The organism is Pseudomonas sp. Pseusp10 (genome assembly GCF_059492225.1).
This window is the reverse complement of the sequence record NZ_CP168528.1, coordinates 2,116,324-2,128,416: the sequence shown is the minus strand read 5'-3', so window position 1 is coordinate 2,128,416 and position 12,093 is coordinate 2,116,324. Positions and strand designations below refer to the sequence as shown.

Genomic DNA, 12,093 nt, shown 5'->3' with positions numbered 1-12,093 from the left:
AATTAAACCAGGACGCCGCACTGGCGCAGGGCCGTGCGCAGCGTTTCGTGACAGGGTGCGCTCAGCCAGGTCAACGGCAGGCGAATGCCTTCGTGCATCAGGCCCATTTCAACCAAAGCCCACTTCACCGGAATCGGGTTGGCTTCGATGAACAGGTCCTTGTGCAGCGGCATCAGTTTTTCGTTGATTGCCCGTGCAGTCTCGGCATCCCCCTTGAGGGCGGCCTCACACAGATCGGCCATTTCACGCGGAGCGACGTTGGCGGTAACGGAGATGTTGCCCTTGCCGCCCATCAGGATCAGCTCGACAGCGGTCGGATCATCGCCGGAAAGGACGATGAAATCCTTGCTTACGCCATCGAGGATGGCTTTGGCGCGCTTGAGGTCGCCGGTCGCTTCCTTGATACCGATGATGTTCGGCACGGTGGACAGGCGGATCACGGTTTCGGCCTGCATGTCGCAGGAGGTGCGGCCGGGAACGTTATAGAGAATCTGCGGGATGTCGACCGCTTCGGCGATGTGCTTGAAGTGCAGGTACAGGCCTTCCTGGGTCGGCTTGTTGTAGTACGGCACGACCAGCAGGCAGGCATCGGCGCCGGCTTCCTTGGCATTGCGGGTCAATTCGACGGCTTCGCGGGTCGAATTGGCGCCGGTACCGGCGATCACCGGAATGCGACCATTGACCTGCTTGACTACCGCCTTGATGACGGCGATGTGTTCATCGACATCAAGGGTTGCCGACTCGCCGGTGGTACCGACGGCGACAATGGCATGGGTGCCGTTTTCAAGGTGGAAGTCCACGAGTTTGCTGAGGCTGTCCCAGTCAAGACGCCCCTGTGCATCCATGGGTGTGACCAGTGCCACCATACTGCCCGCAATCATGAAACCGCTCCTGCCGGAAAAAGAGAGCCGTAATGGTACTGGCGCCAAGATGCTTGCACAAGCGAAGTACTGTGCTGCCGCCATTCCCCTTGGCGCCGGTTTTCGCTACCCTTCAGACTTTGATCGGTACGGACAAGCTCGTCCGTCGGGTTTCAGCCTCCATTTTCGGCATCACAAGCCCTGATCCAGCGTTGCCGCCTCTCGCTCCCGCCCTGCCGGAGCACGTTGCAACCTGCCGCTTGGGGTTTTCTGAATTCGCATCCGCAGGCTGGCTCCCGGCAAAACGCCCTTTGGACGTATCGACCGCTCATCGCTTTAGGAATGCTGCATGTCCACCCCCACAGTTCGCGAACAATTCCTTGTTATCAGTGCCCTCGGCGCCAACCCCATGGAGCTGACCAACGTCCTGTGCCGCGCCAGCCATGAAAACCGCTGCGCCGTTGTCACCTCTCGCCTGACCCGGCATGGCGAATGCAGTGCGCTGGTGCTGGAAATTTCCGGTAGCTGGGATGCCCTGGCGCGCCTGGAAGGCAGCCTGCCAGTGCTGGCCAAGCGGCATGCGTTCACGGTGAACGTGGTGCGCAGCGCCGCCCTGGAAAACCGCCCCCAGGCCCTGCCGTACGTCGCTTATGTCAGCTCGGCCTACCGCTCGGACATCATCAACGAGCTGTGTCAGTTCTTCATGGACCACAATGTCGAACTGGAAAACCTGACCTGCGACACCTACCAGGCTCCGCAGACCGGCGGCACCATGCTCAATGCCACCTTTACCGTGACCTTGCCGCCCGGTGTGCAGATCAGCTGGCTGCGCGATCAGTTCCTGGATTTTGCCGACGCGCTGAACCTCGATGCCCTGATCGAACCCTGGCGCCCACAGAACCCAATGTAAGGAAGCTTTCATGGCCGTTGCCATCGACCAACCGGTTGCCGATTTCGAAGCCCCCGCCACCAGCGGGCAGACCGTCAGCCTCGCCGGCCTGAAAGGCAAGCAGGTGGTGATCTACTTCTACCCCAAGGACAGCACGCCGGGCTGCACGACCGAGGGGCAAGGCTTTCGTGATCAGTATGCTGCGTTCAAGGCCGCCAATACCGAAGTGTTCGGCGTGTCCCGCGACAGTCTGAAATCCCACGAGAACTTCAAGTGCAAGCAAGAATTCCCCTTTGAACTGATCAGCGACAAGGACGAAGCCATCTGCCAGCTGTTCGACGTGATCAAGCTGAAAAAGCTCTACGGCAAAGAATACATGGGCGTGGATCGCAGCACGTTCCTGATCGACGCCAATGGCGTGCTGCGTCAGGAATGGCGTGGTGTGAAGGTGCCGGGGCATGTTGATGCGGTTCTGGCGGCGGCTCAGGCCTTGAACAAAGTCTGAGTCATATAGCGCCTATCCGGACGCCTTCGCGAGCAAGCCCGCTCCCACATTTTTGACCGTGTTCGTCTGAACAACTCGGTCAACTGTGGGAGCGGGCTTGGTCCGGGCGGCGTTCCGACGAAGAGGCCCCTGATTTCAGCGAAAATTTGGCGCTGACAATCAAAGCAACGGCGCCACCACCGGCTCCTTGCGCGGCCAGGCGTCAAGCACAGCCTTGAACAGCGTCGCCAGGGGAATCGCAAAGAACACGCCCCAGAAGCCCCACAACCCGCCAAACAGCAGCACCGCACAGATGATCGCCACCGGGTGCAGGTTGACCGCCTCCGAGAACAGCAATGGCACCAGCACATTGCCATCCAGCGTCTGGATGATCCCGTAGACCGCCATCAAGTAAATGAACTGATCGCTCCAGCCCCACTGGAACAGTGCAATCAGAAACACGGGAACGGTCACCACCACGGCGCCGACATAAGGCACCACCACCGAAATCCCCACCAGCAATGCCAGCAGCGCCGCGTAGTTGAGTTCAAGAACAACAAAGGCGATGTAGGTCACGCCACCGCAAAGGAAGATTTCGATGACCTTGCCGCGAATGTAGTTGGCGATCTGCCGGTTCATTTCATGGGCGACCCGGGTGATCAACGCCCGTTCACGGGGCAGGTAACCGCGCACCCACTGGCCGATCATGGCCCGATCCTTGAGGAAGAAAAACACCAGGATCGGCACCAGCACCAGGTAGATCATGATGTTCACCAGCAATGGCAGGCTCGACAGCGAGAACGTCAGTGCCCACTGACCAAACTTGCCGATTTCGCCCCGCGCCACTTCGATGGCCTGAAGCACTTGCTCATCAGACACCAGATGCGGATAGCGCTCGGGCAGCAGCAGCAACAATGACTGCCACTTGGCGAGCATGCCAGGCAACTCGTTGAACAGCGTGATCAGTTGATGCCAGAGCAATGGCACGACTACCACGATGAACACCAGCAACAGCCCCATGAACAACGCAAAGACCAACCCCACCGCGACCCAGCCCGGCACCCGCAGGCGCTCGAGGGTCACCACCAGCCCCTGCATCAGGTACGCCAGCACCATCCCGGCGAGCACCGGCGCCAGCATACCGCCCAGAGTCAACACGGCGGTGAACGCCAGAAACAGCAGAACAGCCAGCACCACCGCTTCTTCATCGGAGAAATAGCGCTGAATCCAGTCGCGTAACACTTTGAACATCAATAATCCTTAGGAACAAACGCAGCCGATTTCAGGCTTTTTTCAACCAGTAGCGGTAAACACCCGCGTCATCTTCTTCACGAAGCAGGGTATGACCGGCCAATCGGGCAAAGGTGCGAAAGTCGCGCTGCGAACCCGCATCTGTGGCGATGACCTTGAGTACCGCACCACTGGCCAGCCGGTTGAGCTCCATCTTGGCCTTGAGCAACGGCAACGGACAATTCAGGCCACTGGCGTCCAGTTCAACGTCATGCTCTACAGCGTCGGTCATTGCATCACTCCGGGTCAGGTGGTTGAGTTGCCTAGAATATCTGGTCGCAACGCCGGTGTCCGGCTACAGTAAGGTCTTTGTCGACTAAGGCTTTGTGCATGACATTTTTGCGCCCTACCCTGCTGACGCTCGCTTGCCTGCTCGCCTCACCGGGCTTCGCCGACGACCTGCCGTCACTCGGCGACGCCAGTTCTGCCATTGTCTCGCCGCAACAGGAGTACCAGCTCGGCCGCGCCTGGCTGGCAATGTTGCGCAGTCAGGTTTCGCAGCTCAACGATCCACAACTCAAGGATTACGTGGAATCCAGCGTTTACCGACTGGTGGAGACCAGCCAGGTCACTGACCGGCGCCTGGAATTCATCCTGATCAACAGCCCGCAACTCAACGCCTTTGCGGCGCCGGGCGGGATTGTCGGGGTTAACGGTGGTTTATTCCTGAATGCCCAGACCGAAGGCGAATACGCCTCGGTACTGGCACACGAATTGGCTCACTTGTCGCAGCGCCACTTTGCCCGGGGCGTCGAAGCGCAAAAACGCATGCAAGTGCCGATGATGGCGGCATTGCTGGCCGGGATCGTGGTTGCAGCCGCCGGTGCCGGTGACGCCGGGATCGCGGCCATTGCCGGCACACAGGCAGCGGCCATTCAGGAACAGCGGCGTTTCTCCCGTCAGAACGAACAGGAAGCCGACCGTATCGGCATTCTCAATCTGGAAAAGGCCGGTTACGACCCCCGGTCGATGCCCACCATGTTCGAGCGACTGATGCGTCAGTACCGCTACGATGCCAAGCCACCGGAATTCCTGCTGACTCACCCGGTCACCGAATCGCGTATCGCCGACACCCGCAACCGCGCCGAACTGGCGCCACATGGCGGTATCGAAGACAGCATGCGTTATCAACTGATCCGCGCGCGCGTCCAACTGATCTATGAAGAAACCCCGGGGCTCGGTGCCAAGCGCTTCCGCGCCCTGCTCGACGAGAACCCGAAAAACGACGTAGCGCGCTATGGCCTGGCGATTGCCCAGATCAAGGGCGGCCAACTGAACGAAGCCCGGGAAAACCTCAAGCCGCTACTGGCCAAGTCACCCAACGAAATCATTTACAACCTGGCTCAGGTCGATCTGGACATCACCAACAATCGCCTGCCGGATGCACAGTCCCGGGTTGACCGGTTGATGACCCAGTACCCTGGCAACTATCCGCTGAATCAGGTGCGCGTCGACCTGCTACTCAAGCAGAACCGCGCTGGCGATGCGGAGAAAGCCCTGGAAGGCCTGCTCAAGTCGCGCCCGGATGATCCGGACGTGTGGTATCAGGTTGCCGAGACGCGCGGCCTGTCGGGCAATATCATCGGCCTGCATCAGGCTCGCGCCGAATATTTTGCGCTGGTCGGGGACTACAAACAGGCCATCCAGCAACTGGACTTCGCCAAACGCAAGGCAGGCAGCAACTTCCCGCTGTCTTCGCGGATCGACGCACGACAACGCGAGCTGATGGAACAGGAACGCATGATCAAGGACATGATGGGTTGACCCCCCCCCACCCCGGAGACAAAAATCCGGACAAAAAAAAACCGCCTCTTTCGAGGCGGTTTTTTTATTCAACCAACAACCGGGTTATTCAGCCAGTTTGAAGGTGATGAAGCTCGCTCGACCCTGACGCAGTACCCGCATCGATACCGAGCGGTTCTTTGGCAGCGCCTTGGCGATGTCCGCGAACTCCTTGGTGGAACCGATGGCCTGGTTGTTCAGGTGGGTGATCACATCACCCGGCTGCAAGCCAATCATGGCGGCAGGACCGTCCTGGACTTCCTTGATCACCACACCACCTTTGAGGTCGTAGGTTTTCTTCTGTTCGTCCGTCAGCTCGACCACGGAGACACCGAGGCGATTGCTACTGCGCTCGATGCTGGATTTCGGCTCGGCGCCCAGCTCTTTACCTTCTTCCGGAATGGCACCAACGGTCAGCTCGACATTCTTGCGCTTGCCGTCACGAATCACTTCCAGATTGGCTTTTGAACCAGCCTTCAAAGCGCCAACGAGGTGCGGCAGGTCGGCCGACATAACGATTGGCTGACCGTTCATGCTCAGGATCACGTCGCCCACTTGCAGGCCACCCTTGGCAGCCGGGCCATCATCCTGGATCTGGGCAACCAGCGCACCCGCCGGTTTTTCCAGACCGAACGACTCGGCCAGGTCCTTGCTCACTTCCTGAATCACGACACCCAGCCAGCCACGGCTGACCTTGCCACCGGATTTCAGCTGATTGGAAACATCCATGGCCACGTCGATCGGGATAGCAAACGACACACCCATGAAGCCACCGGAGCGGGTATAGATCTGCGAGTTGATCCCGACCACCTCACCGTTCAGGTTGAACAGCGGGCCGCCCGAGTTACCCGGGTTGATCGGCACGTCGGTCTGGATGAACGGCACATAGTTCTCGTTCGGCAGGCTGCGACCGACGGCACTGACGATGCCTTGGGTCACCGTATGGTCAAAGCCGAATGGCGAACCAATCGCGACAACCCATTGGCCGGCTTTCAGGTCCTGGGACTTACCAAGCTTCAGCACTGGCAGCCCCTTGGCTTCGATTTTCAGCAGCGCCACGTCGGAGCGTGGATCGGTACCGATCAGCTTGGCTTTCATTTCGCTGCGATCAGCCAGACGGACGAGGATTTCGTCAGCGTCGGCTATCACGTGGTTGTTGGTCAGGATATAGCCATCGGAAGAGATGATGAAACCCGAACCCAGGGAGGTTGCCTCACGCTGACGGTCGCGAGGCGAACGGGATTGTGGCGGCATGCCCCGTTCGAAGAATTCGCGCAGCATCGGCGGCAAACCTTCAAGGTCAGGCATTTGCTGGCTGACCTTGCGATCCGGCAGCTTTTGCGTGGTACTGATGTTCACGACCGCAGGCGAAGCCTGTTCGACCAGTTGCGTAAAGTCAGGCAGTTCGACCGCTTGGGCGGTGACCGCCTGACCGAGCACCAGCACGGTGGCAATAATGGAAAGGTAGGACTTCAAGCGTGGTATCGACATACGGCTCCCGTTACGACGAGCAGGGTTAAGCGATATGGAGCAAGGAACACCGGGAACAATACGCCGGTATTTTTGTTCCGGGAACAACAAACAAGGCCAGAGCCGAGGGGCTCTGACCTATAAGAAATTTACGGGCTTTTTGCAAATTGAAATGCTCACGAAACATTTCGAACTCAGCTCACTGCTTGGTTGCAGCGGCGTCGGTACGCATCGAAAGCGCTATCCGTTCAGCAGTACCGACCGGTATCTCGCCGACGACGGTCACCATCATGTCGCCCTGTGCCGTGGTCAAGCGCCGGGAAACCGCAACGGTCGGCCCCAACTGAGTACGGGTGTCGGTGACTGTTGCGCCGTTCAAAGGCTCCAGGAACACCGAAAACCGCGCCAGACCATCATCATACAGCAGGCTGTTGACCTGGGTTTTGGTTTCCGGATCCTTGCGTGCTGTACTGCTGGTCAGCTCGAAACCGGGTGGTAGCCAGTCCGAATGCCAGACTTGTGCAGCTTTGACTGCGGAAGCCTTGTCGCTTTCGAGGTTGACTGCCTTGCAATCATTACTGGCCTGCAAGTCGTTTTCGGAAGGAACGTCAGCGGTATCCAGTTGCGTAAATTGGAAGCGCTCCAACAATCGTCCCTTGTCGTCCAATAGCAAAGACTTCAGGGGCAGGCCGGTCTCTTTATCCAGATGCAGTTCAAAACCGTAGCGGTGTTGGTCGCGGGGGGTCAGCGACACGATTACCGCCGAACGCCCGGCGACACGCGACTTACCGACGACAGCAAGGTCATACCAATTCTTCAGCTTTTGTGGGTCGAGGGCACGAGCTGCGGAGTTTGGCGAATCCCCCAGCCCTGCAATCAGGGTGCCGCTGACGCATTGAGTATGTCCATCAATGCGTACGACTTCCTGCGCTGAGCCGTCGAGCTGGATCAAACGCTCGCGGACCTTTCCATCCTGGACGCGGTGCCAGATGTTATGGGTAGAAAAACTACCGTTACGCTCGTAGACGAAAGTACCCTGAAAGCTTTGCTGTTGCTCTGCCTGGCCCAGGCGGGTCAACCAGTCCTGGGCATCATCGGCTTGGGCTGGAACGATGAACCAGCCGCTGAGCAGAAGCGAAAGTAGAGGTATGGCGCGCATGATCCTCCTTAACGGTTTTCCAGACTTGCGGCACGAGCGTACGGCAGAGCGCTCTCAGTACCTTTCAGTGCAGCCTGTTGTGCATGTTGGCGCAAGTAACCTGGCAGACGCTGATCGTGCCAGCCTGGCTGACCTTGCAAAACGCCGTTGGCCATTGGGCCAGTCGCTTGCGAACTCTCATTGTAGCCTGCCAGGACAGCAGGGCCTTTTACTTGAGGAACGGCCAGCGCGGGTTGACTGGATTGCTGGGCCAGTTCGACACCGGCGATCTCATCCTGGTTGTACAGACGCACACCGGCCAGCACCGCCAGGGTCACGGAAGCTGCGACCGCCAGACGACCCAGGCTGCGCCATGGACCACGGGAAGGTTTTGCCGGTACGGCTTCGTCAGCCAGGGCAGCAGAAACAGCCGCAGCGATGTCCAGACGCGGAAGCAGCAGATCCTTGTGCATCACTGCCCGGGCGATCTGATAACGAGCCCATGTTTCACGGGTTTCAACATCGTCACAGGCATTCAATACCCGACGCAATTCCAATTCGTCCGCTTCGTTATCCATCACTGCGGACAGCGATTCCTGCAGGGCTTCACGACTCATGGCGTTCCTCTCTTGGCTGTCGCCGCTGTCTTTAGTTTTCCTGCAACAACGGCTGCAGGGCTTTGTCGATGGCCTCCCGGGCGCGGAAAATCCGGGAGCGCACGGTGCCTACCGGACATTGCATGACACTCGCAATGTCCTCGTAACTCAGACCATCAAACTCACGTAAAGTTAAAGCCGTACGCAAATCTTCCGGCAGTTGCTGAATGGTTCGATGGACGGTGCCTTCGATCTCATCCCGCAGCAAAGCCCGTTCTGGCGACTCGAGATCCTTGAGGCCATGATCGCCATCGTAGAACTCTGCATCCTCGGAACTGACATCGCTATCCGGCGGCCGACGGCCGCGTGAAACCAGATAGTTTTTCGCCGTGTTGATGGCGATGCGGTAAAGCCACGTATAAAACGCGCTGTCTCCGCGAAAATTTCCAAGTGCACGGTACGCCTTGATAAAGGCTTCTTGTGCCACATCCTGGGCTTCATGGGTGTCGTGCACGAAACGCACGATCAACCCGAGAATTTTGTGCTGGTATTTCAGCACTAGCAGATCGAAAGCACGCTTGTCGCCGCGTTGAACGCGCTCGACCAGTTGCTGATCCTCTTCCTGGGTTAGCATGAACACTCCTCGATGAGCTCGGAGGAGGCTTGCAGAACTAAACGACTAGACTTGCAGACATAGACTCGGGCTTTTCGCAAAAGTTCTCCCCCTCCAGGCAAGTTTCCTGCGGGCTCTGATTTGGCACGCACGAAAAGCGCAGCGCGAGTTGACCCGGCTGCGCGAATAATCTTGTCATCGGTTTCCTGGGCAAGGATCGAACTGCAATCCCGCACTGAAGCCGACACTGTCCCTTGTTTCAGACAACCGTCTATTGATCTTGGCACTTTGGCAAAAGTTCCAAATATTTATAGCTGTGCCGACCCGACATTGTGCAACCGTGTAGGGAAAAAGACTGTTAAATCGGCGATACAGTCATTCTCGCGCGCAACGGGCAGAAAAACATCCGACGAAGCGTCCGATATTTTGCGTCACAGTAGTTTCACAATGCCATGCTGGCTCGGGTATTGTGCCGCTCCCCCCCTCTATATACTAGTGGGCTGTGCGGCTGCCTTGACTCGCCTGTCCAGCTGCACCACCCCCGACCCGGGTCGCTTTGAGCGGAATCCTGAAATGAGCCAACAGTTTCAACACGATGTTCTGGTAATTGGCAGCGGTGCTGCCGGCTTGAGCCTTGCGCTGACCTTGCCCGGTCATTTGCGCATTGCCGTTCTGAGCAAGGGCAACCTCGCCAATGGCTCGACTTTCTGGGCCCAGGGCGGCGTTGCGGCCGTGCTGGATGACACCGACACCGTTGAATCCCATGTCGATGACACGCTCAATGCCGGCGGCGGCCTGTGTCATGAGGACGCCGTGCGCTTTACCGTCGAGCACAGCAAGGAAGCGATTCAATGGCTGATCGACCAGGGCGTGCCCTTTACCCGCGATGAACAGTCGAATAACGAAGATGGCGGGTTCGAGTTCCACCTGACCCGCGAAGGCGGTCACAGCCATCGACGCATCATCCACGCCGCCGATGCCACCGGCGCCGCCATTTTCACAACCCTGCTCGACCAGGCCAGGAAACGACCAAACATCGAACTGCTGGAACAGCGGGTCGCCGTTGACCTGATCACGGAGAAACGCCTGGGACTCGAAGGTGATCGCTGCCTTGGCGCCTATGTACTCAATCGCGGCACCGGCGAAGTCGACACCTATGGCGCGCGCTTTGTGATCCTCGCCTCAGGTGGCGCGGCCAAGGTTTACCTGTACACCAGCAACCCTGACGGCGCCTGCGGCGACGGTATCGCCATGGCCTGGCGCTCGGGCTGCCGGGTGGCGAACCTGGAATTCAACCAGTTCCACCCCACTTGCCTGTATCACCCGCAAGCCAAGAGTTTCCTTGTCACCGAAGCCCTGCGGGGCGAGGGTGCACACCTGAAGCTACCCAACGGCGAGCGCTTCATGCAGCGCTTCGATCCACGGGCCGAGTTGGCGCCACGGGACATCGTCGCCCGGGCCATCGACCATGAAATGAAGCGCTTGGGCATCGATTGCGTCTATCTGGACATCAGCCACAAGCCCGAAGCCTTCATCAAGACGCACTTCCCGACGGTGTACGAACGCTGCCTGGAATTTTCCATCGATATCACCAAACAACCGATTCCGGTGGTACCGGCGGCGCACTACACCTGCGGCGGCGTGATGGTCGACCAGCAGGGCCGTACCGATGTGCCGGGGCTGTACGCCATTGGCGAAACCAGTTTTACCGGCCTGCACGGCGCCAACCGCATGGCCAGCAACTCACTGCTGGAATGTTTCGTTTATGCCCGCTCAGCGGCCGCGGACATACTCGAACAACTGCCCCGGGTGCCGATGCCAGCCCCCCTTCCCGCCTGGGATGCGAGCCAGGTCACCGATTCCGATGAAGACGTGATCATTGCGCACAACTGGGATGAGCTGCGGCGATTCATGTGGGACTACGTCGGCATCGTGCGCACCAACAAGCGCCTGCAACGGGCACAACACCGCGTGCAACTGTTGCTGGATGAAATCGACGAGTTCTACAGCAACTACAAAGTCAGCAGGGATTTGATCGAGCTGCGCAACCTGGCCCAAGTGGCCGAGCTGATGATTCTGTCAGCCATGGAGCGCAAGGAAAGCCGTGGCCTGCATTACACCCTCGACTATCCGGACATGTTGCCGGTCGCGCTGGACACTATTCTGGTGCCGCCCACCTACGCCGGCTGAATTTGAGCCGGACCCGCAGGCGTCGGTGCACATCCGCCGCCTGCGCATCCCGGGGCACGCAAATGGCCCTGACCCGGCGTTCGCCACGCAGACGAAAACGCAATACCACAATCAACGGCAGCGCCAGGCTGTCCGGTCTTAATTGCACGGGCTGCCAACCCTTGGCCCGACTCCACAACTGCCAGCCATCGGCATCGCGCCGCAAGCCGCAAAATGCCTGCGGGTGCGTCAGCAGGATTTGCCGGGGCAACAGCCAGACTCCGTGAGCCACGCACAGCACGATGCCGAGCGAGCTGGCCCAGAGCGGAATTGACAGTAAAAACAACGAACCCAACGCGAACAGCTGGGCCAAAAGATACGCCGCCAGCAACTGCCGTGAGGCATGCCAGCGGCATTCGAACCCGTTACTTGGGCTGGACACGATCCAGGATCATGCGAACCATGCGTTGCAGTTCAGGATCTTCGGATTCACTGCGTTCCATGAACCAGCCGAACATGTCCTGATCTTCGCATTCGAGCAACCTGACGTAGCAGGCGCGATCAACCTCGTTGAGGTGCGGGTAAACCTCTTTCACAAACGGCACCAGCAACACGTCAAGCTCGAGCATGCCGCGGCGGCTGTGCCAGTAGAGGCGGTTCAGTTCAACATCTTCGACCATGGAGCGCTCCTCAAATAGGCCGCAAGTATACAGGCCCGCGCCCGGTCGAACAGTCGGCTTTGGTCGGGCACCGGTGATCCTTTGTGAACTACCCATTTCCAAGGCGTCCCCTTATGATGTCC

Annotated in this window: 13 protein-coding genes; 4 read left to right on the top strand and 9 right to left on the bottom strand. The window is 58.8% G+C overall.

Annotated features, from left to right (window positions below):
* Nucleotides 1-2 precede the first annotated feature (2 nt).
* Nucleotides 3-881, bottom strand: coding sequence for a 4-hydroxy-tetrahydrodipicolinate synthase (dapA, locus tag ACEN8Z_RS09545; RefSeq protein WP_007996203.1), 879 nt, complete (start codon nucleotides 879-881; stop codon nucleotides 3-5).
* 328 nt (nucleotides 882-1,209) lie between these two features.
* Between dapA and ACEN8Z_RS09540 the strand changes: the two genes are divergently transcribed.
* Both ACEN8Z_RS09540 and ACEN8Z_RS09535 read left to right on the top strand, forming a co-directional pair.
* Complete coding sequence (locus ACEN8Z_RS09540) at nucleotides 1,210-1,770, top strand: glycine cleavage system transcriptional repressor (RefSeq protein ID WP_007984753.1); 561 nt, start codon at nucleotides 1,210-1,212, stop codon at nucleotides 1,768-1,770.
* Nucleotides 1,771-1,780: 10 nt separating this feature from the next.
* A complete protein-coding gene (locus ACEN8Z_RS09535) occupies nucleotides 1,781-2,254 on the top strand; it encodes a peroxiredoxin (RefSeq protein ID WP_495597466.1) in 474 nt (157 codons plus the stop codon).
* Between the two features lie 159 nt (nucleotides 2,255-2,413).
* On the opposite strand, the gene ACEN8Z_RS09530 is transcribed toward ACEN8Z_RS09535, so the two are convergent.
* Nucleotides 2,414-3,484: an AI-2E family transporter gene (locus tag ACEN8Z_RS09530; RefSeq protein ID WP_495597465.1), complete on the bottom strand. Its 1,071-nt coding sequence runs from the start codon at nucleotides 3,482-3,484 to the stop codon at nucleotides 2,414-2,416.
* A 31-nt stretch (nucleotides 3,485-3,515) separates the two neighbouring features.
* Nucleotides 3,516-3,755 carry a sulfurtransferase TusA family protein gene (locus tag ACEN8Z_RS09525; RefSeq protein ID WP_007996208.1) on the bottom strand — a complete coding sequence of 80 codons (240 nt, stop codon included), beginning with the start codon at nucleotides 3,753-3,755 and terminating at the stop codon, nucleotides 3,516-3,518.
* A gap of 98 nt (nucleotides 3,756-3,853) precedes the next feature.
* Here ACEN8Z_RS09525 and ACEN8Z_RS09520 point away from each other — a divergent pair, with 98 nt between their 5' ends.
* A complete protein-coding gene (locus ACEN8Z_RS09520) occupies nucleotides 3,854-5,287 on the top strand; it encodes a M48 family metalloprotease (RefSeq protein ID WP_495597464.1) in 1,434 nt (477 codons plus the stop codon).
* An 84-nt stretch (nucleotides 5,288-5,371) separates the two neighbouring features.
* Here ACEN8Z_RS09520 and ACEN8Z_RS09515 read toward each other — a convergent pair whose 3' ends face one another.
* From ACEN8Z_RS09515 to rpoE, 4 genes are all read right to left on the bottom strand, one after another.
* On the bottom strand, nucleotides 5,372-6,796 hold the full coding sequence (locus ACEN8Z_RS09515) for a DegQ family serine endoprotease (RefSeq protein WP_495597463.1): 1,425 nt from the start codon (nucleotides 6,794-6,796) through the stop codon (nucleotides 5,372-5,374).
* A gap of 178 nt (nucleotides 6,797-6,974) precedes the next feature.
* Entirely contained in the window at nucleotides 6,975-7,934 is a 960-nt protein-coding gene (locus ACEN8Z_RS09510) for a MucB/RseB C-terminal domain-containing protein (RefSeq protein ID WP_108227775.1), read from the bottom strand.
* An 8-nt stretch (nucleotides 7,935-7,942) separates the two neighbouring features.
* On the bottom strand, nucleotides 7,943-8,530 hold the full coding sequence (locus tag ACEN8Z_RS09505; RefSeq protein ID WP_007996213.1) for a sigma-E factor negative regulatory protein: 588 nt from the start codon (nucleotides 8,528-8,530) through the stop codon (nucleotides 7,943-7,945).
* A gap of 31 nt (nucleotides 8,531-8,561) precedes the next feature.
* Nucleotides 8,562-9,143, bottom strand: coding sequence for an RNA polymerase sigma factor RpoE/AlgU (rpoE, locus tag ACEN8Z_RS09500; RefSeq protein WP_003172477.1), 582 nt, complete (start codon nucleotides 9,141-9,143; stop codon nucleotides 8,562-8,564).
* 552 nt (nucleotides 9,144-9,695) lie between these two features.
* Here rpoE and nadB point away from each other — a divergent pair.
* Nucleotides 9,696-11,312, top strand: coding sequence for an L-aspartate oxidase (gene nadB / locus ACEN8Z_RS09495; RefSeq protein WP_495597462.1), 1,617 nt, complete (start codon nucleotides 9,696-9,698; stop codon nucleotides 11,310-11,312).
* On the opposite strand, the gene ACEN8Z_RS09490 is transcribed toward nadB, so the two are convergent.
* Together ACEN8Z_RS09490 and ACEN8Z_RS09485 are read right to left on the bottom strand one after the other, a co-directional pair.
* Nucleotides 11,281-11,733 (bottom strand): protein YgfX, encoded by a 453-nt coding sequence (locus tag ACEN8Z_RS09490; protein ID WP_495597461.1) that lies wholly within the window; start codon nucleotides 11,731-11,733, stop codon nucleotides 11,281-11,283. The two genes, nadB and ACEN8Z_RS09490, sit on opposite strands and share 32 nt — an antisense overlap.
* Complete coding sequence (locus ACEN8Z_RS09485; RefSeq protein ID WP_003184348.1) at nucleotides 11,717-11,971, bottom strand: FAD assembly factor SdhE; 255 nt, start codon at nucleotides 11,969-11,971, stop codon at nucleotides 11,717-11,719. The genes ACEN8Z_RS09490 and ACEN8Z_RS09485 overlap by 17 nt, the downstream gene beginning before the upstream one ends.
* Between the last annotated feature and the right edge of the window lie 122 nt (nucleotides 11,972-12,093).